Source organism: Wolbachia endosymbiont (group A) of Brachyopa scutellaris (assembly GCF_964026995.1).
GTDB classification, from domain to species: Bacteria; Pseudomonadota; Alphaproteobacteria; order Rickettsiales; family Anaplasmataceae; genus Wolbachia; species Wolbachia pipientis.
In genome coordinates this window covers 1,306,742-1,331,542 of sequence record NZ_OZ034720.1, presented here as the reverse complement: position 1 = coordinate 1,331,542, position 24,801 = coordinate 1,306,742, and the positions used below count along the sequence as shown (strand labels likewise).

29 protein-coding genes and 1 tRNA gene are annotated in these 24,801 nt (G+C 36.1%); 11 read left to right on the top strand and 19 right to left on the bottom strand.

The genetic code is table 11. From position 1 onward, the window contains the following. Positions 1–23 precede the first annotated feature (23 nt). The 4 genes from AAGD93_RS06850 to AAGD93_RS06835 form a co-directional block, all read right to left on the bottom strand. Entirely contained in the window at positions 24–878 is an 855-nt protein-coding gene (locus tag AAGD93_RS06850; protein ID WP_341819401.1) for a hypothetical protein, read from the bottom strand. An 86-nt stretch (positions 879–964) separates the two neighbouring features. Then, on the bottom strand, positions 965–1,945 hold the full coding sequence (gene ruvB, locus AAGD93_RS06845) for a Holliday junction branch migration DNA helicase RuvB (RefSeq protein WP_341819400.1): 981 nt from the start codon (positions 1,943–1,945) through the stop codon (positions 965–967). Next, positions 1,942–2,523, bottom strand: a complete 582-nt coding sequence (gene ruvA / locus AAGD93_RS06840) for a Holliday junction branch migration protein RuvA (protein WP_264338838.1) — start codon at positions 2,521–2,523, stop codon at positions 1,942–1,944. The genes ruvB and ruvA overlap by 4 nt, the downstream gene beginning before the upstream one ends. An 858-nt stretch (positions 2,524–3,381) precedes the next feature. Beyond that, positions 3,382–3,711: an SWIM zinc finger domain-containing protein gene (locus AAGD93_RS06835; protein ID WP_007548583.1), complete on the bottom strand. Its 330-nt coding sequence runs from the start codon at positions 3,709–3,711 to the stop codon at positions 3,382–3,384. Between the two features lie 322 nt (positions 3,712–4,033). Between AAGD93_RS06835 and AAGD93_RS06830 the strand changes: the two genes are divergently transcribed. Continuing rightward, the gene (locus AAGD93_RS06830; RefSeq protein WP_272897544.1) at positions 4,034–4,159 is read left to right on the top strand and encodes a hypothetical protein; all 126 of its coding nucleotides are present in this window, start codon (positions 4,034–4,036) and stop codon (positions 4,157–4,159) included. A 180-nt stretch (positions 4,160–4,339) separates the two neighbouring features. Here AAGD93_RS06830 and tyrS read toward each other — a convergent pair whose 3' ends face one another. From tyrS to rsfS, 3 genes are read right to left on the bottom strand one after another with little or no spacing between them, the layout of a single operon-like run. Then, positions 4,340–5,590: a tyrosine--tRNA ligase gene (tyrS, locus tag AAGD93_RS06825; RefSeq protein ID WP_341819399.1), complete on the bottom strand. Its 1,251-nt coding sequence runs from the start codon at positions 5,588–5,590 to the stop codon at positions 4,340–4,342. 1 nt (position 5,591) lies between these two features. Beyond that, the gene (locus tag AAGD93_RS06820; RefSeq protein ID WP_010963049.1) at positions 5,592–5,831 is read right to left on the bottom strand and encodes a hypothetical protein; all 240 of its coding nucleotides are present in this window, start codon (positions 5,829–5,831) and stop codon (positions 5,592–5,594) included. After that, a complete protein-coding gene (rsfS, locus tag AAGD93_RS06815; protein WP_006279567.1) occupies positions 5,822–6,139 on the bottom strand; it encodes a ribosome silencing factor in 318 nt (105 codons plus the stop codon). Before rsfS ends, AAGD93_RS06820 begins: the two co-directional genes overlap by 10 nt. Before the next feature lie 179 nt (positions 6,140–6,318). On the opposite strand from rsfS, the gene AAGD93_RS06810 reads away from it, so the two are divergent. From AAGD93_RS06810 to AAGD93_RS06800, 3 genes are read left to right on the top strand one after another with little or no spacing between them, the layout of a single operon-like run. Continuing rightward, positions 6,319–6,936 (top strand): AAA family ATPase, encoded by a 618-nt coding sequence (locus AAGD93_RS06810; protein ID WP_022626414.1) that lies wholly within the window; start codon positions 6,319–6,321, stop codon positions 6,934–6,936. Positions 6,937–6,970: 34 nt separating this feature from the next. After that, positions 6,971–7,417, top strand: coding sequence for an RNA pyrophosphohydrolase (locus AAGD93_RS06805; protein WP_007548581.1), 447 nt, complete (start codon positions 6,971–6,973; stop codon positions 7,415–7,417). After that, positions 7,414–8,181 (top strand): TatD family hydrolase, encoded by a 768-nt coding sequence (locus tag AAGD93_RS06800; protein ID WP_006280340.1) that lies wholly within the window; start codon positions 7,414–7,416, stop codon positions 8,179–8,181. The genes AAGD93_RS06805 and AAGD93_RS06800 overlap by 4 nt, the downstream gene beginning before the upstream one ends. A gap of 27 nt (positions 8,182–8,208) precedes the next feature. Here the strand turns inward: AAGD93_RS06800 and mdh are convergent, their stop codons facing one another. Genes mdh through AAGD93_RS06765 form a run of 7 tightly spaced genes read right to left on the bottom strand, consistent with a single transcriptional unit; the run spans position 8,209 to position 12,038 of the window. Further along, positions 8,209–9,159, bottom strand: coding sequence for a malate dehydrogenase (gene mdh, locus AAGD93_RS06795; RefSeq protein WP_007548577.1), 951 nt, complete (start codon positions 9,157–9,159; stop codon positions 8,209–8,211). A 3-nt stretch (positions 9,160–9,162) separates the two neighbouring features. Beyond that, a complete protein-coding gene (locus tag AAGD93_RS06790; RefSeq protein ID WP_007548576.1) occupies positions 9,163–9,735 on the bottom strand; it encodes an NADH-quinone oxidoreductase subunit C in 573 nt (190 codons plus the stop codon). Beyond that, complete coding sequence (locus AAGD93_RS06785) at positions 9,728–10,234, bottom strand: NuoB/complex I 20 kDa subunit family protein (RefSeq protein ID WP_006279574.1); 507 nt, start codon at positions 10,232–10,234, stop codon at positions 9,728–9,730. Before AAGD93_RS06785 ends, AAGD93_RS06790 begins: the two co-directional genes overlap by 8 nt. A 3-nt stretch (positions 10,235–10,237) precedes the next feature. Beyond that, positions 10,238–10,591, bottom strand: a complete 354-nt coding sequence (locus AAGD93_RS06780; RefSeq protein WP_006279576.1) for an NADH-quinone oxidoreductase subunit A — start codon at positions 10,589–10,591, stop codon at positions 10,238–10,240. Between the two features lie 18 nt (positions 10,592–10,609). Continuing rightward, the gene (locus AAGD93_RS06775; RefSeq protein WP_341819398.1) at positions 10,610–10,978 is read right to left on the bottom strand and encodes an HIT domain-containing protein; all 369 of its coding nucleotides are present in this window, start codon (positions 10,976–10,978) and stop codon (positions 10,610–10,612) included. Between the two features lie 3 nt (positions 10,979–10,981). Further along, entirely contained in the window at positions 10,982–11,239 is a 258-nt protein-coding gene (locus tag AAGD93_RS06770) for a hypothetical protein (RefSeq protein WP_006279579.1), read from the bottom strand. A gap of 16 nt (positions 11,240–11,255) precedes the next feature. Then, complete coding sequence (locus AAGD93_RS06765; protein ID WP_341819397.1) at positions 11,256–12,038, bottom strand: hypothetical protein; 783 nt, start codon at positions 12,036–12,038, stop codon at positions 11,256–11,258. 183 nt (positions 12,039–12,221) lie between these two features. Between AAGD93_RS06765 and AAGD93_RS06760 the strand changes: the two genes are divergently transcribed. Both AAGD93_RS06760 and AAGD93_RS06755 read left to right on the top strand, forming a co-directional pair. Next, positions 12,222–13,751 carry a UDP-N-acetylmuramoyl-tripeptide--D-alanyl-D-alanine ligase gene (locus AAGD93_RS06760; RefSeq protein ID WP_341819396.1) on the top strand — a complete coding sequence of 510 codons (1,530 nt, stop codon included), beginning with the start codon at positions 12,222–12,224 and terminating at the stop codon, positions 13,749–13,751. A gap of 50 nt (positions 13,752–13,801) precedes the next feature. Beyond that, complete coding sequence (locus AAGD93_RS06755; protein ID WP_341819395.1) at positions 13,802–14,752, top strand: complex I NDUFA9 subunit family protein; 951 nt, start codon at positions 13,802–13,804, stop codon at positions 14,750–14,752. An 8-nt stretch (positions 14,753–14,760) separates the two neighbouring features. Here AAGD93_RS06755 and AAGD93_RS06750 read toward each other — a convergent pair. After that, positions 14,761–14,834: transfer RNA gene (locus AAGD93_RS06750), tRNA-Arg, on the bottom strand. A 615-nt stretch (positions 14,835–15,449) separates the two neighbouring features. Here AAGD93_RS06750 and AAGD93_RS06745 point away from each other — a divergent pair. The 4 genes from AAGD93_RS06745 (at position 15,450) to AAGD93_RS06730 (ending at position 20,296) form a co-directional block, all read left to right on the top strand. Continuing rightward, positions 15,450–15,626, top strand: a complete 177-nt coding sequence (locus AAGD93_RS06745) for a hypothetical protein (protein ID WP_341819394.1) — start codon at positions 15,450–15,452, stop codon at positions 15,624–15,626. A 294-nt stretch (positions 15,627–15,920) separates the two neighbouring features. Then, on the top strand, positions 15,921–17,372 hold the full coding sequence (terL, locus tag AAGD93_RS06740; protein WP_341819393.1) for a phage terminase large subunit: 1,452 nt from the start codon (positions 15,921–15,923) through the stop codon (positions 17,370–17,372). 276 nt (positions 17,373–17,648) lie between these two features. Further along, positions 17,649–20,099 carry a type I DNA topoisomerase gene (topA, locus tag AAGD93_RS06735; RefSeq protein ID WP_341819392.1) on the top strand — a complete coding sequence of 817 codons (2,451 nt, stop codon included), beginning with the start codon at positions 17,649–17,651 and terminating at the stop codon, positions 20,097–20,099. Between the two features lie 41 nt (positions 20,100–20,140). After that, positions 20,141–20,296, top strand: a complete 156-nt coding sequence (locus AAGD93_RS06730) for a hypothetical protein (RefSeq protein ID WP_341819391.1) — start codon at positions 20,141–20,143, stop codon at positions 20,294–20,296. Here the strand turns inward: AAGD93_RS06730 and AAGD93_RS06725 are convergent. Both AAGD93_RS06725 and AAGD93_RS06720 read right to left on the bottom strand, forming a co-directional pair. Beyond that, positions 20,278–21,105, bottom strand: a complete 828-nt coding sequence (locus AAGD93_RS06725) for a rhodanese-related sulfurtransferase (protein WP_341819390.1) — start codon at positions 21,103–21,105, stop codon at positions 20,278–20,280. The genes AAGD93_RS06730 and AAGD93_RS06725 overlap by 19 nt on opposite strands. A 117-nt stretch (positions 21,106–21,222) precedes the next feature. Continuing rightward, entirely contained in the window at positions 21,223–21,459 is a 237-nt protein-coding gene (locus tag AAGD93_RS06720) for a hypothetical protein (protein ID WP_264338180.1), read from the bottom strand. Between the two features lie 157 nt (positions 21,460–21,616). On the opposite strand from AAGD93_RS06720, the gene AAGD93_RS06715 reads away from it, so the two are divergent. Then, entirely contained in the window at positions 21,617–23,215 is a 1,599-nt protein-coding gene (locus AAGD93_RS06715) for an iron ABC transporter permease (RefSeq protein WP_341819389.1), read from the top strand. Positions 23,216–23,225: 10 nt separating this feature from the next. Here the strand turns inward: AAGD93_RS06715 and AAGD93_RS06710 are convergent, their stop codons facing one another. Then, positions 23,226–23,996, bottom strand: a complete 771-nt coding sequence (locus AAGD93_RS06710; RefSeq protein WP_341819388.1) for an Rpn family recombination-promoting nuclease/putative transposase — start codon at positions 23,994–23,996, stop codon at positions 23,226–23,228. Further along, positions 23,993–24,799, bottom strand: coding sequence for a group II intron maturase-specific domain-containing protein (locus tag AAGD93_RS06705; RefSeq protein WP_341819387.1), 807 nt, complete (start codon positions 24,797–24,799; stop codon positions 23,993–23,995). Before AAGD93_RS06705 ends, AAGD93_RS06710 begins: the two co-directional genes overlap by 4 nt. Between the last annotated feature and the right edge of the window lie 2 nt (positions 24,800–24,801).

Below are 24,801 nucleotides of genomic sequence, written 5' to 3'. Positions count from 1 at the left end.
ACTTATACTGAACTTTCACTACTTTACCTATTTTGAGCAGCAGGAGCCTGATGCTTTTGTGCTGTGCTCTCTGTGACATCTGTTGAAGGTTGCGGCAAAACTTTCACTGCTTCAGAACTTTTTTGTTGCAATTGTGATGCTAATGCTTCATGTAAAGGTTTTGCTTCGTATTGTCTTCCTATTTTTACCTCTTTATTCGCACGTAGCTGTTCTTCAGTAACACCATTACTCTCAAGAAGTTCTACAGAACCATTATCATGAATATTAATTTTAATATTACATTCTTTTTCTTTGGCATACCATTTTAAAGCCATTTGATATGATCCATTAGCTACTTCATAAATTCTTGCCCCATCCTTATCAATTTGGCAACGTGCCCCCCTTGTTTTTTGGTCAGGTAGTAGCAACGTAACTGTCTTTACATCGTACTTTTTGCACATATTACCACTTAGAATATCATGCAAGTTTACTTCTTTTGTATAATCGTTCAGCGCAATTCTTATGACAGGCTTAACACTGTTATCTATATTTTTAGTTTCTCTTAATTTTATAAGCTTTGCATCAATATTTTTAGATATCTCTTCTTCAATTTGTTTAGCAGCTTTGCCTACAATTTCCTGACCATGATATTTGGTCTCCTCAGCAGTATATCTATACATACCATCGCTATTCTTATGAATATGAGGTTTCACTATTACTTTATTAGTAATATTAGTAGAAGGGTTGTTCTGATCTACAAAGAACTTCTTCCATGTTTCTTCATCATCAAGAGTAACGTACCTACGTTTATCCTTATTCGGTATTAACCCAGGTGCGCTACCAGCAGCAATATTTTGATCAACGATCAAAGATACAGTTTCAGTACTATTAGTTAACATATATGCCTCCATTATTTTTAATATATAAATGTTAGCATATAGATATCACGCCAATTGGTCAACATAAATTATTGATGCCAAAGCTTTTAATGTTGAAAGCTCAAATACTCCTTTGCTTGGTCGGTTAGAACGCGTCCTCTTGGTGTGCGCTTTACAAAACTAATTTTGATTAAATAAGGTTCTACTGTTTCTTCAATATTGCCAACATCCTCAGATAGCGCAATAGATATAGTGTCAATTCCAACAGGTCCTGAGGTGTTGAATAAAAATCTTAGATAATGCACATCAAGTTTATTGAGTCCCATTTTATCTACACCCAATTTTAGCAATACAGAATCAGCGACTTCATAAGTGATTTTTTTATCATCTTTCACTTCAACAAAGTCCCTTATTCTCCTCAGTAATCTCAGAGCAATTCTTGGAGTGCCGCGCGCACGGCAGGCAATTTCCCGCGCGGCACCCTCTTCAATTTCAGCAGAAAGAACTCTTGCGCCTCTTTTTATAATATCGACTAGCTCCTCAAAAGAATAAAACTCAAGATGCAAAGGAATGCCAAAACGATCTCTGAGTGGCGCAGAAAGTAATCCAAACCGTGTAGTTGCTCCAATTAGCGTAAATGGTGGTAGATCTATCCTTAAAGTGCGAGTAGATGGACCTTCACCTACTAATATGTCCAAGCAAAAATCTTCCATAGCAGTATATAAAACTTCTTCGATGCTGCGATTTAATCTATGGATTTCGTCGATAAATAGAACATCTTTTGCATTTAAAGTGGTAAGCACTGCAGCCAAGTCCCCAGCTTTACTAAGTAAAGGACCAGAAGTTGCGCGAAAGCTAACTCTTAATTCTTTAGAAACAATTTGTGCTAAAGTTGTTTTGCCAAGCCCTGGAGGACCGTACAATAAGACGTGATCTAAAGCTTCAGTTCTCGTCTGTGCAGCGTTTATAAACACTTTTAAATTTTGTATTAAGTCTTTTTGCCCGACAAAATCATCAAGTTGCTCAGGCCTGATGTTAATATTGCGCACATCTTCAGTATATTCTTTACCGCACGATATTGATTTCATAATGTTAAGAGCTCCTTAAGCGCCATGCGAATAATATCCTTAGTGTCCAGGTTTGACGATTCGTCTTGTATTTTTTTTATCGTATCATAAGCTTTCATTTTTTCATACCCAAGATTGATCAATGCTGAAAGGGCATCTTCATTAATTGGATTAAAGTTATTGTTATTTATTTCTAGTTTACTTACTTTGCCACTCAATTCAGTGATGATTCGATTTATGAGTTTCAAGCCAAGTCCACTCATCTTGAGTGTTACTTTATCTTCATTCATAATTGCCAAAAATAGCTGTTCTGGAGTTAATTTACTCAAAATTGACATTGCAGTTTTATAGCTAACACCGCTTACTTTAACTAGCAACCTCAAGCACTGCTGTTCTTCTTTGCTTATAAAACCATATAGCTGAGTAGTGTTTTCTCTGTTATTTGCATAGGTTTCGATAAGTAATTTGATTCTACTTCCAATTGCACAAGCACTTAAAGTTTTGGCTGAAAGATACACCATATAGCCAACATCATTCACATTCAGGATTATGTGATCGCTGCGCACTTCATCAACTATTCCACTTAGATTTCCTATCATTTTTAGTACTATATAGGGTTCAGTTTAAATATTCCTGGATCTTAGGTCAAGCAAACGAACATTATAACAGGGAAACGTGGCTAAAAAACCACTTAACACCCTTCGCCAGCCCCCTTATCATGAAACTGAAGCTATTTATTTATCTTCTCTGTACAGATTAAATGACAAAAAAACTCAACGTATTTGGCGTCTCATGTTTAATTTTTTGCACTATGTGTACCTTATGTCTTCACAACATTTCTAGCTATATAAGCTAAAACGCGCTTATAAAGCGTTTAAGACAGTATAGAACGCCGATTTGCAGGATTAGAGAGTGACAACTAGCTAACACGGGGTTTCTTTTGCCTTTTTTTCTGCTTAGTAAATTTCTTAAACATTTAAACTAAGGTGAGTTGCATTTAAAAGCAGCTAAATTGCAGTGTTTAAGACTTTAAAGAACGCCAATACTGAAAATAGATAGTAACCGGGGCTTCTTTTGCCTTTTTTTTTATTTGGTAAATTTCTTAAATATTTATGGCTAAAGTAACTTAGGTTCACCGACAATCGTCATCCCGCTACTCGTTAGCGGGATCTATGCTAAGAGATACCGCGGATGAATCGCGCGGTATGACGGTTCGTGGTGGCATCTCGTCATCCCGCTACGTGTTAGCGGCTAAGAGATACCGCGGCGGTATGACGTCTTAGCCATAGATTACCTGATCTCACCATCTTTCCGGTTGTTTTATACATAATTCTCGGATTTTGAAAGTTCACTTTGAATAAATTGCTCATATTCTTTATCCTCTAGTTCTTCAAAAATCTCAGGATAATGTTTACTGGAACGAGTAATTATTGAAATTAGCTCTTGCTTTGTTTTTCTTAGTAAAACCTTTCAAAGAGAGTCTGTTCATCTGGGCGCGCAGACGATCGATACTCCTTTCTATCAAGTGCAACCAAAGCAAAACCTGTTGCAGCCATATGCTTACATGGACCATAATACACAAATGCAGGACAGGAACATGTTCCACTCAAAAGAGGACCATCGTGCTTTAGTGTTACTCGATATACATTTGATCCAACTACCTTTGATTTAGCTTGAGATTCATTAACAGATATAATCTGTACCTTTCTTTTGTCAAAATAATCCCTTCCTCTGGAGCGGTAGGGTTCTTTGATAAGACCTGTGATATCTTTATAATACAGTCTCATTTTTACCTCCTTTAAAACCCTCAATTTTCTAATATATCCTTTCTTCCATAAAAATTTATTAACTCACCACGACTTTTATATGGCCCTGCGGACAATTTTATAGTGCTATAGCTAACTCAAGAAAGGTTTCCCTACGTCATACCGCGATTCATTCCATAACTGTATGAACATTCATTTTTGAAGGTAAATTGCACAGCAAATGGTGTCATGAAAGTAGCTGACACTGGAATCCAGCCTTGCCGTAATCTCATCAAGAACGTTGTGTTTTAACATAAAACGGCTGCTTTTATACTTACCAACTTAATAAAATTCCTGGATCCCAGTGTCAAGCACTGGGATGACAAGAAGAGGGTACTTGGATAAGAGGCATTGCCCTCCTGGTAGGCCCAAATTGCAATGTCCGTACAGTTATGGATTCATTCGCGGTATAGATTCCGCTAATGAGTAGTGGAATGACGAATTTGTTGTTTTTCAAATTGTAGGTAAACCTAAGCCACTTTAGCTATATATAATAGAATTTCGCTTTCTACTATCTTTCCAGTTGTTTTATACATAATTCTCGAATTTTGAAAATTTGCTCCATATCTAATTTCTCACTTGTATAAAATTTGTTTTCTTACTTCGAGACCTAATCTACCACAACTTTTATATGGCGTTTCTTTCCTGCAGATAATTTTATAAATGGCTGATCTTTAAAGCTCTCGAAATTTATTACATGATCAATATTGTTTACAATATTATCATTAATCTTGCATCCGTTGCCCTGTATTAAACGCTTTGCAGCGCCTTTTGAAGGTTCAAAACCGGTGTCATGTAGTAGGTCTACTAAGGATATGCCGCTTGCAACTTGTTCTTTTTTTATGATGTAATCAGGAAGTAGTGAGCTATCTTCATTCTCAAAAGCAGAAATTGCAGCAAATTGTGCAAGTTCCGCTTCTTTGTCACCATGACATATTTTTGTCACTTCTGTTGCCAAGACCTTTTTTGCTTCATTTATTTCTTGATCCTTTAAAGACTCTAATTTTCTAATCTCATCAATTGGCACATCAGTGAGCAATCTTAAAAAATGTCCAACATCTTGATCATCAACGTTGCGAAAATATTGCCAGTAGTCGTAAGGCTTTAGCATATTATCATCAAGCCACACTGCTCCACTTTCAGTTTTGCCCATTTTTTTTCCTTGTGCATTTAATAAAAGAGGCATGGTAAGGCCAAATAGCTCAGGTAAATTCAACTTTTTTCCAAGTTCAATTCCGTTTACTATATTTCCCCACTGGTCTGACCCTCCAATCTGCAGACGACAATCATATTTTTTGTTTAATTCAATAAAGTCGTAAGCTTGCAATAGCATGTAATTAAATTCCAGAAAGCTTAAGGTTTGCTCTCTATCCAGCCTGGTTTTCACACTATCAAAACTTAGCATACGATTTACAGAAAAATAAGCTCCTATATCACGCAAAAAATCTATGTATTTTATGTTATCCAACCAATCTGCGTTATTTACTATCATTGCACCAGTCTTGCTGTCATTAAAAGACACCATTTTCTCTAATATTCTCCTTATACTGGATGTATTTTGATTGATGTTCTCTACAGGCAAGATGCTTCTTGCTTTATCTTTGAAGGATGGGTCACCAATTTTTGTTGTGCCACCTCCAAGTAAGACTATCGGCTTATAACCAAATTTTTGTAGGTGACAGAGCATCATAATCTGAATTAGGTGACCAGCATGAAGACTTGGTGCTGTGCAATCAAACCCAATGTATGCAACTATATAATTGCTCTGCAATAATAATTGATCTAGTCCTTCAATGTTTGTGCATTGGTATAGGTACCCTCTTTCTTGGATGAAATTTAAAAATTCAGATGCGTGTTTCATTTTATAAACCCCAGTCTATCCTGTCATTAATGCCGAAGGTAACCCTAATAGAGAAGCCAGTGCCCAGACACTGGAACTTAATTATAAACAAGCACACTATACAACGTTTTCGATGAAATTGCATGAAAAACTGGATTCCAGTGTCAGCTACTTTCATGACACCACTACCTGTGCAGGAGTTGCCTTCAAAATTACAACGTTTGTGCAGTTGTGCACCAGCTATCCAGGCAATCAGTTCCATAACTCTTCTATTTTATAATACTCCCTTACTTCCGGCCTGAATATGTGAACCATTATGCCTTGAAAATTCAAAACCACCCAATTGCCTTCATCCATACCTTCTACATCTATTTTATCATGTGGCTTGAGGCTTTTTATTACGTGCTCAGCTAAAGCTTTAACGTGACGGCTTGAATCACCAGATGCAATAATCATATATTTTGCAATAACGGTTTTATTCTGCACATCAAAAGTTACTATATCATGACCTTTATTTTGATCTATTATCTCTTCAATTGTACTTCTTATCGATTCCATATCGCTAAGCATTGTTTACAGGTTATATGATTCATTTATAATTATATACTCAAAATTTCTAAATATGAACTATTTTCAACGCAACTACTTGTTAAAGGTATTACCTGCATCTATTTTATCATCATGTTTTTAGCATGTACAATGTATATACTTTTTATATAATTGAAAATAGCTTTTTACTAGTATTCATTATGGGCAAGACTCTCATCTACTTAATCGGCTTTCCAGGCAGTGGTAAGTTTACTACTGCAAAGGAACTGTGTAAAATCATTGGTGCAGTAATAGTAAGCAATAATCTATTCAATAATATTATATTTGATATTGTTAAATTACAAAACGCTGAAGTTCCAGATGACCTATGGGAAAAAATTTTTGCAGTTAGGGAAAATGTATTAGCAATACTGGAAAAACACTACGTAAAATCAAAACATTATATATTTACAAATGAATTGATAGAGGGTGATCCCTATGACCAAAGATTATATAACTCAGTAGTAAATTTAAGTAAAAAAATGGACATGGAAATTTTTTCTGTAGTATTACATTGTAATAATGAAAAACTAGTAAGACGTGTCCAATCAGAAGAGAGATATCAGGAAAATAAAATTACTGATCCGGATTTTGCTATAAAGAAAATTGAAGGGAAAAGGCTATTTATACCTGAGGGTTCGCTTGAAATTGATAACTCGAACTTGAGTGCAAAGGAAGTTGCAAAGAAAATTGTTGAAGAGATGAAGAAAGAAAAAAATGGAAAATTAATTAAAACTTCTGTAACAAATCATTTAAAAACAGAGCGTACTCGTGGTTGAGCAGAAAGATAAGTACCGTCCTTGTGTTGGCATAATGCTATTTAACAGACAAGGACATGCCTTTATTGGAAAACGCTTTGATAGCGATTCTTACTGGCAGATGCCACAAGGAGGTGTTGATGATGGTGAGGAACTGGAACAAGCAGCGTTACGTGAGTTGCTAGAGGAGGTTGGTACTAATAAAGTAAAGGTTATAACTAAAAGCAAAGATTGGATATACTACAACTTGCCTGAAGAAGTTATACCAATATGCTGGAATGGAAAATATTCTGGTCAGAAGCAAAGGTGGTTCTTAATGAAGTTTTGCGGAGAGGATGAGGACATTGATATTAATTATACTGGTCATCCAGAGTTCAAAGAGTGGCGTTGGCAAGGTATAGATAGTTTAGTAGCCAGTGCTATATCATTTAAAAAAGAAGTTTATAAAACAGTGATAGAAGAGTTTTCTTCTATAATAAAAGCCTCAACAATAAGCTCATGATAGTAGATTCTCATTGCCACTTGATTTATTTTTCTGACGATGAAATACCAAAAGTAATTTCAAGGGCAGAGCAAAATGGTGTAAAGGTTTTGCATAACATATGCGTAAGCATTGACGATGTTCCTAAGTTATTAAAAATTTCTTCATCCTATGATCAGGTCTACTCCTCTGTTGGTATACATCCGCTTGATGCTGCTATAGAAAACGGTGAGTGTATACATGTTGATGAATTAGTTGAATTTACCAAGAACCAAAAGGTAATTAGTATCGGTGAAACCGGGTTAGATTTTTATAAATCTGACAACAAAGACAATCAGAAAAAAAGTTTTGCATTACATATAGAAGCGTCAAGAATAACTGGACTACCTTTAGTTATTCACACAAGAAGCGCTGATAATGAGATGATCGATATGTTAAGGTCAGAAATGAAAGCCGGTGCTTTTAGTGGAGTAATGCACTGCTTTGCTTCCTCTAAAGAACTTGCTTATCAATCTATAGATTTGGGGTTATGTATTTCATTTTCTGGAATTATTACTTTTAAAAATGCGAGCTTACTCAGAGAAATTGCACAAAATGTACCACGCGAGCGTGTTTTAGTCGAAACTGATGCACCATATCTATCACCTGAGCCTTATAGGGGAAAAAAGAATGAACCAGCAATGGTGAAATACGTTGTTGATTGTTTGGCAGAGTTGTGGAATGAGTCACCAGAACAAGTAGCGAAGGTAACCACAAGCAACTTTTTTAGGCTGTTTGAGCTATAAAGAAGCTCTATAAAACCATTAATTTGCTTATGAACCTAAAGATTTCACCAGCTCTCTCACCGAGTTTACAGACTTATTAAACATTTCTTGTTCACTATCATTCATTTTAACTTCCAGGATCTTTTCAATTCCGTTTTTTCCAATAATTACAGGAACACCAATAAACAACTCTTCTACACCATATTCACCATTAAGGTAAGCAGCACATGGTAATATGCGCCTCTTATCTTTTAAATATGATTCTAACATGCATATAGCTGAAGATGCAGGAGCGTAGTATGCAGATCCAGACTTAAGCAGATCAACTATTTCTTTACCGCCATTGCGAGTGCGTTCAACTATTTCATCGACTTTTTTCTGTGTGATAAGACCCATATCGATAATTTGAGTAAGTGGAACTCCAGCAACTGAAGCACAATTGATTAGTGGTACCATAGTGTCGCCATGTCCTCCAAGCACAAAAGCAGATATATCTTCAACTGAGATATTTAACTCACTTGCAAGAAAGTAACGAAAACGGGAAGAATCAAGCACTCCTGCCATGCCAACAATCATATTAGTTGGAAGGTTTGAAAATTTATGCACCACTGAAACCATGGCATCCAAAGGGTTGGTAACCACTATTACAAACGCGTTTGGAGAATATTTTTTAATATTTTCGCCAACCTCCTTCATTACTTTAGCATTGGTTTGCAGGAGGTCATCCCTGCTCATTCCAGGTTTTCTAGCGATGCCAGCGGTTATTATAATTGCATCGGAGTTTTTTATATCTTCATACCTATTTGTGCCAGTAATATTGACATTAAATCCATCAATAGGGGATGATTCTGCTATGTCGAGTGCTTTACCTTGTGGTATTCCATCACTAATATCAAGTAAAACAACATCACCGAGTTCCCTTAGTGCAATCATATGGGTGAGAGTTCCACCGATATTTCCTGCACCGATTAAAGATATTTTTTTTCTTTGTACTGTCATTTTCTACTCCTTTGTATTTACTTTTATGGTTTTACCTTCCCAAGGCGATAAGCTATCAAACATACGAAAATCTTGCGGTAAATCTATAGGATTATACACAACCTTTTTTGTCTCTATATCATATCTTACTTCCTCATAACCAGTGAGAGGGAAATCTTTTAACATTGGATGACCTTTGAATCCATAGTCTGTTAGAATCCTACGCAAATCAGGGTGATCAGAAAACTCTATTCCATACATATCAAACACTTCACGCTCAAACCACAAAGCCGTACTAAATATCTTCGCTACACTTGGAGGCATGTCGCTTTCACATAACTGAAGCTTTATGTGTACTCTAATATTATGCACAATGCTGAGCAGATTGTATATTAGCTCGAAACGCTTCTCTCTATTTGGATAGTCAACCCCAAAAATATCAACTAATAGTTCAAACCTACACTTTTCATCATCACGTAGAAAGAATAGGTGCTTTTCAATTTCATCTAAAGTTGAATATATTACAATAATGCCATCATCTTTTTGAATGCACTCGCATTTGGTCTTTTTTTGTATATACTTTGCAGTTTTATCCATTCCGAGTCCGTTTTATTTTGTTTTGTAGGCATAGCATTCCATATAGCAACGCCTCAGCGGTTGGTGGGCATCCAGGGACATACACGTCAACTGGCACAATTCTATCACAGCCTCGGACTACTGAATAAGAGTAATGGTAATAACCACCACCATTTGCACAACTTCCCATGGAAATAACATACTTCGGGTCTGCCATTTGATCATAAACCTTGCGCAATGCTGCTGCCATTTTATTAGTGAGTGTGCCAGCAACAATCATCACATCTGATTGACGTGGGCTTGCACGAAACATTATACCATATCTATCAAGATCATAACGGCTGGATGCAGTATGCATCATTTCAACTGCGCAACATGCAAGACCAAATGTCATTGGCCACAATGAACCAGACCTTGCCCAATTCATTACATAATCTGTTAAATCACCAAATTTAGTGACAAGAAACCCTTCTTTTTTATAACGACCCCAGTCATCATTAGATAGAATTTGATTTGTCATAAACTACTCCCACTCTAATGCACCTTTACACCATTCATAGATAAAACCTATAGTGAGTATTGCAAGAAATACCATCATAGACCAAAATCCACCATAGCTTATCTTAGATAAAGAAACAGCCCAAGGAAAAAGAAAAGCAATTTCTAAGTCAAATATTATAAATAATATTGAAACTAGATAAAATTTAATGTCAAAATTTTTTCTTGCACTGGATAGTGGATTGAAGCCACACTCATATGTGGAAAGCTTTTCACCATCTGGCTTACTCACTGCAAGAAACATAGGCAATATACCTAAAGCAAAAGATACTACAATTGATACGCAGATAAAGATTACTATGGTTAAATATTCGCTCATTTAACAAAACATATAACACTATGAGTTTACATGCTTTCCTAACTTTTTACCACTTAAAATATGCACGTGAAAGTGTGGTACAACCTGCTCTCCATTTTCACCGTAGTTAGTGACTAATCTATATCCTGTTTTTTCTAGATTATATTTGTGTGCTATCTCTCTTACAGTTTTGAAGAAATCCGCTATTTCCTCTTCAGGAGCTTTTAGAATGAAATCATCATATGAAATATATTGATTTTTTGGTATAACTAAAATATGAACTGGTGCGTCAGGGTACTTATCATGAAAAGCTAGTACATTTTCATTTTCATGTACCTTCTCACAAGGTAACTCACCTCTTAATATTTGAGCAAAGATGTTATCGCTATCATAAACTTCATTGCTCATATTTTAAGAGCGACCTTTCCCTCTTTCTTCGTTTTTCTCTACATTAGGTGTAGATAGTGGTTTTATCGCTTCACCAGAAGCATCTTCAAGATTTAAAGAGCTTACAAGTTCCCTTACTTTTACCATGTCCTGCTGTTCTTTCAAAAAGGGTTCTATTCCACTTACCCTTTTTCCAGTAATAACTCCTGGTTGTAAGTGATACATATCCCCAGGAACAGTTAGACTATGATGTCTTTCCTCTATTTTTTTAGCTTCACTCATAATACTCCCCTATAACTTATTTTTGCATTCCACAACTTTGCGACTTACCTGCTTTTATAGCTTCTTGCGCCCATTTTTTCTCACCTGAAGCTATAGTTTCTGAAGGCTGACCAACATCAGACTTCACAACTTTGTCTGATGACTGCTTTTGATTATCATATTCCTTATACAATTTTTCTGCAATACCATTCAGCAATTTTAAGTCTGTATGAATTTTAAATTCTCCACCAGTAATTCCTGCCAGCTTCTTAAGGTCGCCATTAATGCTATCAGCAATTCCTTGAAGAGCAAGCTTTTTTATCTCCTCTGGACTCTTTCCTTTATTTTTAGAGTCAGTTTTAATGTCTTCAATTATTTTTTTAACATCAACTTCAATTACAATTTTATTTTCTTCTCTAAAAATAGTTACATTCGGTAAATCTTTTTTTATTTTATCTAATTGCTCTGGGCTCAAATAAGGTATATCTCCCGTCAGAGTTCTTGACGCTAAAAAACTTACCTTTCCTGTCCCTTTCTTTTGCTCTGTTATTTGTACACCAAGATTCTTACTAGCTTGTGTGGTTTCTATGGGTGGGTTATATTCTTCAGGTAGGTTGTTAATAATATGGCGTCCGCCATTTTTTATGTCATGCCACATTTCATCCCAAGACTTAAACCAGTTCTTTGGCCGTATAGGATATATTATACCCCAACCTAGAGCTTTTGCACCTCTACCCAGAAAACTTCCTACTTTCGAAGCTGCATTACCAACTTTAGCTAGTATAGAAGTAGATTCTTCATTTTGGTCGTTTTTTGGCATACATACCTCCAAGGTACTTTCTATAACTAAATACATTTTAATTATAGACGAAAAAATTTAAACTTCTATATCCATTATAAGATAGAATTATAGGGATTGCAACCATTATTTGTACATTGTCTAAAACATGTAGTATTTTCGCTACTTTTATTGTTCAATTTATTATAAAGAATACTCTAAATTATGTGTAAATGGAACACAAATAATATCATTGATGCAACTGGCGGAAGAGACGTAAATGGTTGTAATTGGATACATAGCTCAAATATTTCAACGGACACAAGAAGCATAAAAAAAGGTGATTTATTTATTGCACTCAAGGGAAAGAATTTTGATGGCCATAATTTTTTGCATGAAGCGTTTTTAAAAGGGGCTATCGCTGCAATAGTGAGTGAGGGTAAATATAAAAGTTTCCCTCTCATTATTGTACAAGATACCCTGAAAGCTTTGCACGATATGGCATCATATTACATTAGAAATGTTCTTATTGATGCTAAAGTTATTGCAGTTACAGGCAGTGTCGGAAAAACCACTACAAAGGATATGCTACACACTGTTTTATCGCAATATGGAGTGTCCCATGCAAACGAAGGTAACTTAAATAATAATATAGGGTTGCCTTTGACAATTCTAAAAGCTCCAAAAAACTGCCAGTACTTAATTCTTGAAATGGGAATGAATAAAGCTGGTGAAATAAAAGAATTATCAAAAATTAGTAATCCGAATATTGCAGTTATTACCAACATCGAACCTGCACATACTGAAAATTTTTCATCACTATTTGACGTTGCACAAGCGAAGTTAGAAATTCTGTATGGTATGAAAAATAACGGTACTTTGGTTTTAAGCAGAGATAATAAATATTATGATTATCTCTCATCATACGCCAATAGAAATGTAATAAGCTTCGGTAAAGATAAAAATGCTGAAGTTTGTTTACTAAACTTAATAAGAAACGATGAATCTTCTGTCATTTCAGCACTATCTTCTGTCATCCCAGTGCTTGACTACTTGGATCCAGGAAGTTCAATTGCAAATGAGCATATCAGACGGTTGTATAATAAAGACTGGATTCCAGCGTCACGCGCTGGAATGACATCAAACCGAGTTGCTAATAGATTAAGTTTAAAAATCAGGCTGAGTGATAATCAAATTATAAACTGTAATTTACGTGTACAAGGTGAGCATTTTGCTTATTCGCTACTTGCTGTTGCAGCAGTTGTGCAAAGCCTCGGACTTGATTTATCAAAATTACCACTTGCACTTAAGAATTTTAGTGTAGCGAAAGGTAGAGGCAATATTCATAAGGTCAAATGCAATAGAAAATATATACATTTAATTGATGACTCCTATAACGCCAGCCCTGCTTCGATGAAAACTGCGATAAAAACTTTGAGTACATATTCTAATCAGAGAAAAGTAGCTTTGCTTGGTGATATGTTGGAACTTGGTGATGAAAGCATAGAGTTTCATACAGATTTGGTTAAGATTATCACAGGAAATAATATAGATAAAGTTTATACAGTTGGTAAATTTATGTTAGAATTGCATGAGCTTTTGCCAGATAATATAAGAGGCGCGCATTTTAATGATTCTAATCAATTGAAAAGTGATTTAGCTAACATTATTCAGAATAATGATGCAATTCTAGTTAAAGGCTCACGAGGAATGAAAATGGATCTTATTGTACGGGAATTCATAATAGAATATTAAGCAAAATCATTGTATTAATTTATAGTAACAAATTATTAGGAACTTTAATTGTGACAAAACGTGTAATTATTTTTGGTGGAACGGGGTTTATAGGGAAACACATCGTAAGACGCTTGGCAGCAGAAGGATATTTAATAAAGATATTCACTCGTAATCAGGAAAAAGCTGCTTGTTTAAAATTGTGTGGCAATTTAGGACAAATATCAATATTTAAAGGCGATTTTTTTGATGAAAAATCAGTTCTGGATGGTATGGAAGAATGTGATGTAGCTATAAACTTAGTGGGAATATTATATGAAGCAAAAAAGCACGATTTTTACGCTGTTCACGTTAAAATAGCTGAAAGGATAGCAAAAGCTGCAAAAATGAAAAATGTACCTATGATGATACATTTTTCTGCTATGGGAATAGAAAATAGCAAGTTGTCAAAATATGCCAAAAGTAAATTGGAAGGTGAAAAAGCTGTAACTTCAGCATTTCAAAAAGCAATAATAATTAGGCCAAGCCTTGTATTTGGTAAAGAAGACAACTTCTTTAATAAATTTGCAAGATTAGCAACTATTCTTCCTTTCTTACCACTAATTGGCAATGGAACAACTAAATTTCAGCCAATATGTGTAACAGACTTAGCTGAAGTGGTATATCGTATTATCAGTTTTAATAAGCAAGACAAGAAAATTTATAACATGGGTGGACCAAAGGTTTACTCCTTCAAAAGCTTATTGAAGTTTATTCTGAATGTTACTAACAGAAAGTGTTTGTTGATCAATGTATCTTTTCCAATGGCAAAGTTAATAGCTTTCTTTTTAGAAAATAAAATTATTTCTATGCTGCTAAAACCAATAACCGGAGATACGAACCCTGTGCTTACTCAAGATCAGGTGAAAGTTATGATGAATAGTTCAATCGAAAAGTCAGTTGACCTTGAAACAATGAAGGTTCGACCATTAGCAATTGAAAATGTGGTGCCAGGGTACTTGAAGATTTATAGAAAGTATTGATAGAAGAGTGTGCCCGGTGGGATTCGAACCTACGACCCACAGCTTAGAAGGCTGTTGCTCTATCCAGCTGAGCTACGGGCACACAACATATATAAAATGCTTCTTAGTACAAGTGAAGTCAAGTACTTCGTGTGAATATGATGTTTATCTTGCGACACCTTGTCATTGCAGTTGTGTGTCACGCGCTGCTGAAATTGGATGCGAGAAGTCTATTTATTTTAGAAAATATTATATAGAAACTTACTTGACACCCTTCGCCAACCCCCTTATCATGAAACTGAAGCTATTGTATTTGCTTTCGCCAATCTGCAGATTAAAAGGTAAGGATTACTTAATGTATCGGCGTCTTATGTTCAATTTTTTGCAGTATATAGATACTGTATGTCTTTACAAAACTTCATCTACATCTAGATTTTTATCTAAATAAGCTGAACGCGCTTATAAAGCGTTACAAGACATCAAAAAATGCCAATACTCGATAGAGATAGTAAAAGACTAGCTAACTCGGGGATTCTTTGTCTTTTTTTCTGCTTAGTAAATTTCTTAAACATTTGCAGCGTAAGTTAGTTGCAATTAAAAGCGGCTGAATCTCGCTTGTCAAGCGTTTAAAACATAAAAAACGCCAATATTTTAAAGCGGATAATAACCCCAGGGCTTCTTTTGCCTTTTTTTTCATTTGGTAAATTTCTTAATATTTATGGCTAAAGATTGCACGAATGTTGCAATTACAAAAACGATTTCTACTAGGGTGTCATCCCAGTGCCCAGACACTGGGATCCAGGTTGCTCACAAGCAAACTAACATAGAAAGTGGTTACAACGTTCTTGATTACGTTAAATTAAAAACTGGATCCCAGTGTCAAGCACTGGGATGACATCGTCCTTTTTTTTGGACTCCAGACTGGAATGACAGGAGAAGGAGGCTACTTTCATAACATCATAGGAGCACTGGGATGACACCATTCTTTTTCCTGGATTCCAGACTGGAATGACACCATAGGGGGCTACTTGGATGACGGGAGAAGGAGGCTACTTGGACGACACCCTGACAACCGTCATCCTGCTGCTTGTTAGCACCGCGGCGGTATGACGTCTCGCTTGCAACCTATAGCCTTCAGTGCTCCTTTTTTTGTCATCCCAGCGTCACGCGTTGGTTTCAACATTATATCATGAACTTTCTAAAATTCATTGAGTTATGCTTTCAAACGGTAGTGCCGGGGTGTGAGTATAACGATTATCAGTATATAAAAGTCATAGCAGACAGGCTGGAAGCAGCGAGCGCTGGTGAAGTGAAACGAATAATATTCAATATGCCTCCGCGTTCAATGAAATCCCTGTGCGCTAGTGTTGCGTGGCCCGCATGGATACTGGGAAACCAACCAACTGCGAGAATAATAGTTGAAAGTTATTCTCAGCGGCTCAGCGAAAAGCACTCGCTCGACACCAGGTGCGTGATGCAGTCTAGTTGGTATAGAGCGCTATTTCCAGAAGTAGAACTATCCAAAGACCAGAATACTAAATATAAATTTCAAACAGTGCAGAGAGGATACAGAATTGCAACATCAGTTGGAGGAACACTAACTGGTGAAGGTGGTGATTTTATCATTGTGGACGATCCGCTCAGTTCTGCTCAAGCTTTGAGTGAAACGCTTAGAAAGCGTGCCACAAACTGGTTTGATCAGACTTTAGTAACCAGGCTGAACGATAGAAAAAAAGGAGTCATCGTTCTTGTAATGCACAGGCTACACCAGGAGGACTTAACTGGACACCTTCTCTCCAAGCCAAAAAACATATGGCATCATATTTGTTTGCCAATGATTTCTGAAAATAAGCAGGTTATTTATTCAATCAAAAAGCCAATGCCTCCCGTTCCTGTCATCCGAGTAGCTCAGCACTGTGCGACCAGGCGATTATATAATAAACCAGCGTCACCTGTAAGGATATTATATTCAAGAGAAGAAGGTCAGTTGCTATATCCCCTCGATGGAGGAAAAGAAGAAGTTGAGACGATAAAAGTTGAACTTGGGAGTTATGCTTTTGCTGCGCAATATCAACAAAACCCTCTGCCGCTTTCAAGTGGTATAGTCAAACGAGAGTGGCTAAAGCGCTATAAAAATGTTCCTGATAATCTCTCGCATGTAACACAAAGTTGGGATACTGCGGTTTCAACAAGCGACATGAGCAATTTTAGTGTCTGCACCACCTGGGCAAAAATAGATAATAAATTCTATTTACTTGATGTATATCGCGCAAAGCTTGAGTATCCAAAGCTTAAAGAACAAGTTTTATCACTAGCTGCAAGATGGTCACCACACGCGATTTTGATCGAAGCCAAAACAAGTGGTCAGCAATTAGCACAAGAGCTGAAGGCAAACAGTCATTTGCCCATTATCGAAATAGTGCCACATGATGGTAAGCTCACTCGATTCCACCGGATTGCTCCGATGATAGAGTCTGGCAGGATTATTTTGCCGCATCAAGCAGTATGGCTAAATGATTTTGAGTATGAAATTTTAATGTTTCCAGAAACGCGCCACGACGACCAAGTGGACAGTACCGTGCAATATTTGCAGTGGGTGAGAAACAGTACCTCTAGGGTTACGGCTGTACGGGCATTGTGATTTGAGAGCAATTTCCACAAGGGAGGATGTCATCCCAGCGCTCCTTTTTTTGTCATGCAAGTAGCTGACACTGGAATCTAGCTTCTCGTTGCTGCTGCAATCGTATATTACTGTAATCAGCCTTCAAAGTCACTTGAAAATAGCAACGTCCAAGGGTTTTCTGGAAACCATGAACAACCTACTTTGTAAAATTCACAAGACCTATTAAAATATTTTTTTACTTTTCATCGTATATTTCTCAACATATTATCTTTAAGTACTAAAATAATTAACAATATGGCATTATTAATAGTTGAATCACCTGCGAAAGCAAAGACAATAGGTAAATATTTGGGTAAAGAGTTCAAAGTAGCTGCATCCTTTGGACATGTGAGGGATCTTCCAGCAAAAAACGGCTCCGTCGATCCGGATAATGATTTTGCTATAAAGTATGAGACCATTGAAAAAGCAGAAAAGTATATAAAAGAGTTAGTAAAAGCCGCAAGCAAAACATCAGATATATATCTTGCAACAGACCCAGACAGAGAAGGGGAAGCAATGGCTTGGCATGTGATAGAGACATTAAAAGAAAAGAAAGCAATCAGTAATGAAAACAACATTTATAGAGTAGTCTTTAATGAGATAACAAAAAGAGCAGTACAAGAAGCAATAAAAAATCCACGTGAAATTAATATGGATTTAGTGCGTGCACAACAAGCACGTAGAGCTTTGGATTATCTAGTTGGATTTAGTTTGTCACCACTGCTGTGGACAAAATTGTCGGGAAGCAAGTCTGCAGGGCGAGTGCAGTCTGTTGCATTAAAGATTATATGCGAACGAGAAGATGAAATTAGTAAATTTATAACACAGGAGTATTGGAGCATAAAAGCAGAAATGCAAAATAGCAAAGATGAGGCTTTTTTTGCTATGCTAAGCCACTATGACAATAAAAAGCTAGAAAAATTTGATATTAAGAATGAAGAAGAAGCAAAGAACTTAGTCAGGGAGATTGAATCAAGGCAATATGCTGTAAGCACAGTAGAACGCAAGCAAGTTAAGAGAAACCCGCTTCCTCCGTTTATTACTTCAAGTCTTCAGCAAGATGCAGTGAATAAACTGTATTTTAATGTGAAAAGTGTTATGCGCATAGCGCAAAATTTATATGAAGGTATCGATATTGGTGGTGAAACTGTAGGGTTGATAACTTACATGCGTACAGATGGGTTTCATATTGCAGATGAGGCTATAAACTCAATTAGAGGGTCAATTAAGTCATTATATGGTGATAAATATTTACCGCAGTCTCCTCGTAAATATGTAAAAAAGGTCAAAAATGCTCAAGAAGCACATGAAGCAATTCGTCCAACTGATATCAATAGAACGCCGGGTAGTATTAAGGATTACTTAACGCCAGAGCAATTTAAATTGTATGATTTAATCTGGAAAAGGACCATTGCAAGTCAAATGGAGTCGGCGATTCTTGATCAAGTGGTAGTCGAAATTAGTTCTACTGACCAGAAAGTAATTCTGCGAGCAAGTGGATCAAGTATATTCTTTGATGGTTTTTATAGAGTCTATCAAGATAACATGGAAGCCGAAAATGAAGGCCTGCTACCTGCCATGAAGGAAGGGGAAGCATGCAAGCTGATTTCAGTTGAGCCAAAACAACATTTCACTCAACCGCCACCTCGTTATAGTGAAGCAAGTATCGTAAAAAAAATGGAAGAAATCGGTATAGGTCGACCATCAACTTATGCAACAATTATTTCGGTATTACAAGATCGTGAGTACGTTTCATTGGATAGCAAAAGGTTTATTCCAAGCAGTCGTGGTAAAATCGTTACTATATTTTTAGAAACTTTTTTTCAGCGTTGTGTAGAGTATGATTTCACAGCACAAATGGAAGAAAAGCTTGATTTAATTTCAAATGGACATGCAGATTGGAAAAAAGAATTAGGCCACTTTTGGGTGCCATTTTTTGGTCATGTAAACTCTGTTAAGCAAATGATGCATGATGAAGTTTTCAGCGGCATTCACGATTTGGTAATCGATTGGTTTTGTTCAGAAGAAGGAAGAAAAGAGGTGAATACGAAATGCCCTGCTTGCTTAGGTGGCATATTGAAATTGAACTTTGGAAAAGCCGGGGTGTTCCTTGGATGTTCTAACTATCCTGAATGCAACCATACAAAAGAAATTACGGGCAGTAACGACAATTCAGAATATCCAAAAAGTTTAGGTATAGATGATATAACAGGACAAGAGGTAGTAATTAAAAAAGGTCCTTTTGGGCTTTACCTGCAGTTTAATAATGAGTCAGAAAAGAAAAAGGCGGTTTCTATACCAAAAGATATAAATGTTAATGATATTGATCTGAGCACCGCTACTCAGTTACTTTCCTTGCCGAAAGTAATCGGAGAACACCCTGAAACCGGAAAGGAAGTAAAAATAGGCCTTGGACGATTTGGATACTATATTTTCTATGATGGTAGATACTTTTCTCTTAAGAAAAGCTCCAAAGAGGTGCTGAATACAGAATTGAGCGAAGCTGTACAAATTATTGCAAACAGTCCACGCAAAGAGTTAAAATCTCTCGGGGTTAATGAAAAGGGAAAAGAAGTTTTTATCTGCAACGGTAGGTACGGATTCTATATAAAATGCGGTAAAACAAACGTTGCTTTGGGCAAGAGTGCAGATATTGAAAGCATAGATTTGAAGAAGGCTTTAGAGTTGATTAAGGGTAAGAAGTAGACTTCTTGCATAACCATTATCTACGTTAAAAATCAGCTTTTTTGTCATTCCAGCGTGTGACGCTGGAATCTAGAAAAAAAGAACCTGGATGCCAGTGTCTGGGCACTGGCATGACACCCTTTCTGGTAGAGGTTGCTCTCAAATCACAACGTGCATACAACTGCAGCAGTATGATGTTTTATTTATTATATCTATAACACTGAAGTTTACAATCAGAACAAACCACCTGGCCACGTGGAACTGATTTCAGTTTATCAGTTGAAACTTGATTTGAGCAGAATATGCATTTTATTGTGTTGCTTGGAGCAAGTGAGTTATCAACAGCAACTCTATCATCAAAAACAAAACACTCACCTTCCCAATTACCATTTTTATTATAAGTTTTTTCAAGGTAAGAAAGAATGCCGCCTTTAAGATGGTAAACATCATTAAATCCAAGGCTTTTCATATATGCTGTAGATTTTTCGCATCTAATTCCACCAGTGCAGTACATAGCTACTTTCAGGTCTTTACTCTCAGAAAATGACTCTGTCCACTGAGGAAACTCACGGAAACATTGTGTGTGTGGATTAATTGCATTCTTAAACTTGCCTAACTTCACTTCATACTCATTTCGTGTATCTATTACTAAAACGTCAGGTTGAGAAGTAAAATCATCCCAATGCTCTGGATCAACATATTTACCCTTAAGGGAAATATCAAGATTGCTTACACCAAGATTCACAATCTCTCTTTTTAATTTTACCTTCATCTTGCTAAATGGTTGATATTCTGCTGCACTCTCTTTCCATGTAAGGTCCCTTAGCCTGTAATCAGAACGTAGAAAATCGAATATTTTATCAATTGCGTTTCTTTCACCAGATATTGTTGCATTAACACCCTCTTCTGCAAGGAGTATAGTGCCCTTTAACTCAACGTTGTTGCATGTAGCTTTTATTTCGTCTTTCATGTCATAATAATTAGAAAGTTCTACAAAATGATAGAAAGTTGCAATGACGAAGCTCATGATTATTCACTTATCAACTAAAAACATGATATACAAAATTATAAAGATATTCAATAGTACGGCTGTTATAGCTAAAGTGGCTTGGGTTTACCTACAATTTGAAAAACCGTCATTCCGCTACTCGTTAGCGGAATCTATACCGCGAATGAATCCATAGCTGTACGAACATTGTGATTTGAGAGCAATTTCCACAAGGGAGGATGTCATCCCAGTGCTCCTTTTTTTGTCATCCCAGTGCTTGACACTGGGATCCAGCTTTTTTGTAATTTTATTGAAAATGTTGTATAGTCGTTTGTTTACAATCAATTTTTCTGGATCCAAGTAGTCTGGGCACTGCCTTTGTGTTTGAGGCAAAACCTGCTATAACATTTAACATACTGCTTTCACAAACGAATGTTCGTACAGTTGTGGGCGGTATGACGTAGGGAAACCTTTCTTGGATTAGCTATAATTACTGGATATCTTCAGTTTTTACATATAACATTTTAATATAAAATATAGATTCAAATTAATGTTTTTAAGAGTATTTAAAAATATATTCTTATTTTTAGTAAGCATATTATTCGTCTGCCCAATATTATCATTAATATCAATCTTATTTACAGATTCAGCGAATTCCGAATGGGTAATCAGTACACTTTTTCCTGAATATATACTGAGTACGTTAATTTTGATGGTAGGAGTAGGGGGAATATCTTTCATATTTGGAGTAATTCCAGCTTGGCTCACCACATTTTTTTCATTTCCTGGAAGTAAAATTTTTGAGATTGCTTTGTTCTTTCCAATATCGATTCCTGGATATATAGTAGCGTTCGTCTATGTAAATACACTAGAGTTTTCAGGTCCGGTGCAGAGCTCATTAAGAGACATTTTAGAGTGGAGCAAAGGTGACTATTGGTTTCCTGAAATAAAATCCCTAGGTGGTGGAATATTAGTAATGGGATTCAGCCTATATCCATACGTTTATATGTTAGTCCGCTCAAGTTTAAAGAATGTTAGTAACTCAGTCACTATTGCATCAACACTTGGGTTCTCCTCATTGAAGAGCCTGTTTTCTGTCATCATACCCTCCATACGCCCATCAATTATAGCTGGGTTGTCTTTGGTACTAATGGAAGTAATTACAGATTTCGGCACACCACAGTTTCTTGCTATCGATACTTTTACGACAGGAATATATCGCACCTGGTTTTTACTGCATGACAAATATTCAACTACTGTTTTAGCAGTTGCAGAATTAATTTTCGTTGTGATACTAATAGCTATCGAAAAAAAACTACAAAAAAAAGGAATATCTTACTCTTCAATCAATACCAATTCGGATTATCACAACAAACGGAGTATAAGTGGCGCTATACCGTTGATCTTTGCTTATCTTATGTGTGTATTGCCGATATTAATAGGTTTTATTTTGCCAATGATTCCGCTCATATATTGGAGCATAGAGAAGGGGTTTTTCATATACGAAGCAAGATTCTATAACATAATAGCAAATAGCGTTAGTTTATCATTTATCACCGCATTAATCTCAATTAGCATTGCAATAATTATTGGATATACAGCGCGTAAAAATAAGATAATCGCTAATATAGCGCGTTTCATTTCTTTAGGCTACGCAATTCCAAATGCAATTATCGCAATTAGTATAATAATATTTTTAAGCAGAATATCCTCTTTCATTACTCAATATGTTGTGGAAATTAGCTTGGTAGGAACTATTGGCGCATTAGTTTACTCATATTTATTTCGTTTTTTTGCTATATCTTTCAAGGCGGTAGAGTCAGGGCTCAAAAAAACACCAAATGAAATTGAGTGGACTGCATATACCATGGGTCACGGACCTATTTCCACATGTTTGAATGTTCATATCCCTCTCATCAAGAAGAGTATATTATCGGGATTTTTGCTCGTATTTATGGATACTATCAAGGAGCTCACAGCAACACTTATTATAAGACCATTTAATTTTGAAACTATATCAACTAGAATATATGAACTTGTAAGCGATGAGCGCTATAGAGAAGCTGCCCCATTTTCGTTAATAATAGTTATAATAGGCTTAATCTCTACAATAACCTTATTTATACTTGATGATAAGGATAAAAAATAAACGTAACCGTTCACAGATTTCCACTTAATTCTTCAATCTCACTAATAGAAAGGCCAGTAAACTTGACAATAGTGTTGACATCAACATTATTAGCCAGCATTGCTTTTGCGACTTCAATTTTCCCTTCAATTTTCCCTTCCTCTTTACCAATTTTTTTGCCTTTTTCAGTAGCAAGATCAAGTCTGTATTCAAGAATGGCTTCTTCTTTCCGTAGACCCATTATCCTTTCTTCGTAAGCTACTAAATCTTTTTCGTTCCAACGAAACTTGTCTAATTCATCATATGCTAGCTTTATTATTGGCGCTTTTTCTGCTATCTCTTTTAAGTCCTCTTCTGTTGTTTCTTCTGCGTATTTAAAAAAGAAACACCACCTTTCTACTATACTTTCTAACTGCTCTACTTTATTTTTTGCGAATTTAGGCAACTCAATAAAGACAAACTGAAAATCTTTTAAGTAATGGCCGTTAGTTTTTATATCACGTATATTGTGAGTAGAAATATAATCAACTTCTTCAGGAAGTAAGTTACAATTTGATATAGCAATAAAGAAGACTTTCTTTAAATCAATGTAGTTGCCAGATTTATCTAATTGTCTTGAGTAGGCTTTAGCGGCATATAATTGAGCGCGTTTTTCGAAGCCCTTGTCTCTAGCGAGCTGGTTAGGTAAGGAAGCAATATTACTACTACTCCCTCCCTTAGAAACGCAGCATGCAGGTTTCCCCACACTACGCTTGAGCCCCTTATCTAAGTTCTTCTTTTGTCGAACCGGCTTGTCTTTCATAAATCCTCAGAATACATCAACTTTAGTGGTGACACTAACAGTAGAGAGCCTTCTCTTGAAAAGGAGCTTGCCAACATTCTTGTTCGTTTTACTCTCTCATCAAAATACTTTTTCCATTTTAAGTCAAGGGGATTTGCATCCGCTCTGATTTTAACATGTCGTCTGATAGGTATATCAATCAGCTTAAGCAGTCTTAAATACCGTATCTCTTTTGGTTTGTTCTTGCATATGGGTGCAGCAAAGACCCATTGTCGTTGACCCATTACTTTGAAGTAACGATTCTTTATCCAACGTAATCCTTTACGAGGATGTCTTTTCTTTGCCCATTTCCATAAACTATGCCAAATTTCATTGTCGATCTTTCTAAACGCTTTTTTAGCACACACATGGTGATAGTAATTTCCCCATCCTCTCAGTAGAGAATTGAGTGACTTAATTACTATAGCCTGAGTGTTCGCTATATTTGCTTTTATCAATGTACGTGCTTTATTCAGAAGTCTTTTAATACTTTCTTTCGAAGGTTTAATAATTAACTTCTTATTATATCTACGTACATTACAACCAAGAAAGTCAAACCCTGTTGTGATAGATGTAATCTTTGTCTTCTCTTCTGACAGAATTAAACCTCGCTCATGAAGAAAAGATGATACTAAAGGCTTAACTTCATTTTCCAGTACTTCATGTGTGAAACCTGAAATAATAAAGTCGTCTGCGTACCTGATTACATTCACTCCACTTCTGATTTTTCCTCTTCTTTTGCTACCTAATTTACCAAAGCGACTTTCTAATATAGCTCTTTCCATAA

Excerpts from the sequence above, each read along its gene's own strand:
- AAGD93_RS06850 (WP_341819401.1), bottom strand. The coding sequence starts at position 878 with ATGTTAACTAATAGTACTGAAACTGTATCTTTGATCGTTGATCAAAAT.
- ruvB (WP_341819400.1), bottom strand. The coding sequence starts at position 1,945 with ATGAAATCAATATCGTGCGGTAAAGAATATACTGAAGATGTGCGCAAT.
- ruvA (WP_264338838.1), bottom strand. The coding sequence starts at position 2,523 with ATGATAGGAAATCTAAGTGGAATAGTTGATGAAGTGCGCAGCGATCAC.
- AAGD93_RS06835 (WP_007548583.1), bottom strand. The coding sequence starts at position 3,711 with ATGAGACTGTATTATAAAGATATCACAGGTCTTATCAAAGAACCCTAC.
- tyrS (WP_341819399.1), bottom strand. The coding sequence starts at position 5,590 with ATGAAACACGCATCTGAATTTTTAAATTTCATCCAAGAAAGAGGGTAC.
- AAGD93_RS06820 (WP_010963049.1), bottom strand. The coding sequence starts at position 5,831 with ATGGAACTGATTGCCTGGATAGCTGGTGCACAACTGCACAAACGTTGT.
- rsfS (WP_006279567.1), bottom strand. The coding sequence starts at position 6,139 with ATGCTTAGCGATATGGAATCGATAAGAAGTACAATTGAAGAGATAATA.
- AAGD93_RS06810 (WP_022626414.1), top strand. The coding sequence starts at position 6,319 with ATGGGCAAGACTCTCATCTACTTAATCGGCTTTCCAGGCAGTGGTAAG.
- AAGD93_RS06805 (WP_007548581.1), top strand. The coding sequence starts at position 6,971 with ATGCTATTTAACAGACAAGGACATGCCTTTATTGGAAAACGCTTTGAT.
- AAGD93_RS06800 (WP_006280340.1), top strand. The coding sequence starts at position 7,414 with ATGATAGTAGATTCTCATTGCCACTTGATTTATTTTTCTGACGATGAA.
- mdh (WP_007548577.1), bottom strand. The coding sequence starts at position 9,159 with ATGACAGTACAAAGAAAAAAAATATCTTTAATCGGTGCAGGAAATATC.
- AAGD93_RS06790 (WP_007548576.1), bottom strand. The coding sequence starts at position 9,735 with ATGGATAAAACTGCAAAGTATATACAAAAAAAGACCAAATGCGAGTGC.
- AAGD93_RS06785 (WP_006279574.1), bottom strand. The coding sequence starts at position 10,234 with ATGACAAATCAAATTCTATCTAATGATGACTGGGGTCGTTATAAAAAA.
- AAGD93_RS06780 (WP_006279576.1), bottom strand. The coding sequence starts at position 10,591 with ATGAGCGAATATTTAACCATAGTAATCTTTATCTGCGTATCAATTGTA.
- AAGD93_RS06775 (WP_341819398.1), bottom strand. The coding sequence starts at position 10,978 with ATGAGCAATGAAGTTTATGATAGCGATAACATCTTTGCTCAAATATTA.
- AAGD93_RS06770 (WP_006279579.1), bottom strand. The coding sequence starts at position 11,239 with ATGAGTGAAGCTAAAAAAATAGAGGAAAGACATCATAGTCTAACTGTT.
- AAGD93_RS06765 (WP_341819397.1), bottom strand. The coding sequence starts at position 12,038 with ATGCCAAAAAACGACCAAAATGAAGAATCTACTTCTATACTAGCTAAA.
- AAGD93_RS06760 (WP_341819396.1), top strand. The coding sequence starts at position 12,222 with ATGTGTAAATGGAACACAAATAATATCATTGATGCAACTGGCGGAAGA.
- AAGD93_RS06745 (WP_341819394.1), top strand. The coding sequence starts at position 15,450 with ATGGCTAAAGATTGCACGAATGTTGCAATTACAAAAACGATTTCTACT.
- terL (WP_341819393.1), top strand. The coding sequence starts at position 15,921 with ATGAACTTTCTAAAATTCATTGAGTTATGCTTTCAAACGGTAGTGCCG.
- topA (WP_341819392.1), top strand. The coding sequence starts at position 17,649 with ATGGCATTATTAATAGTTGAATCACCTGCGAAAGCAAAGACAATAGGT.
- AAGD93_RS06725 (WP_341819390.1), bottom strand. The coding sequence starts at position 21,105 with ATGAGCTTCGTCATTGCAACTTTCTATCATTTTGTAGAACTTTCTAAT.
- AAGD93_RS06715 (WP_341819389.1), top strand. The coding sequence starts at position 21,617 with ATGTTTTTAAGAGTATTTAAAAATATATTCTTATTTTTAGTAAGCATA.
- AAGD93_RS06710 (WP_341819388.1), bottom strand. The coding sequence starts at position 23,996 with ATGAAAGACAAGCCGGTTCGACAAAAGAAGAACTTAGATAAGGGGCTC.
- AAGD93_RS06705 (WP_341819387.1), bottom strand. The coding sequence starts at position 24,799 with ATGGAAAGAGCTATATTAGAAAGTCGCTTTGGTAAATTAGGTAGCAAA.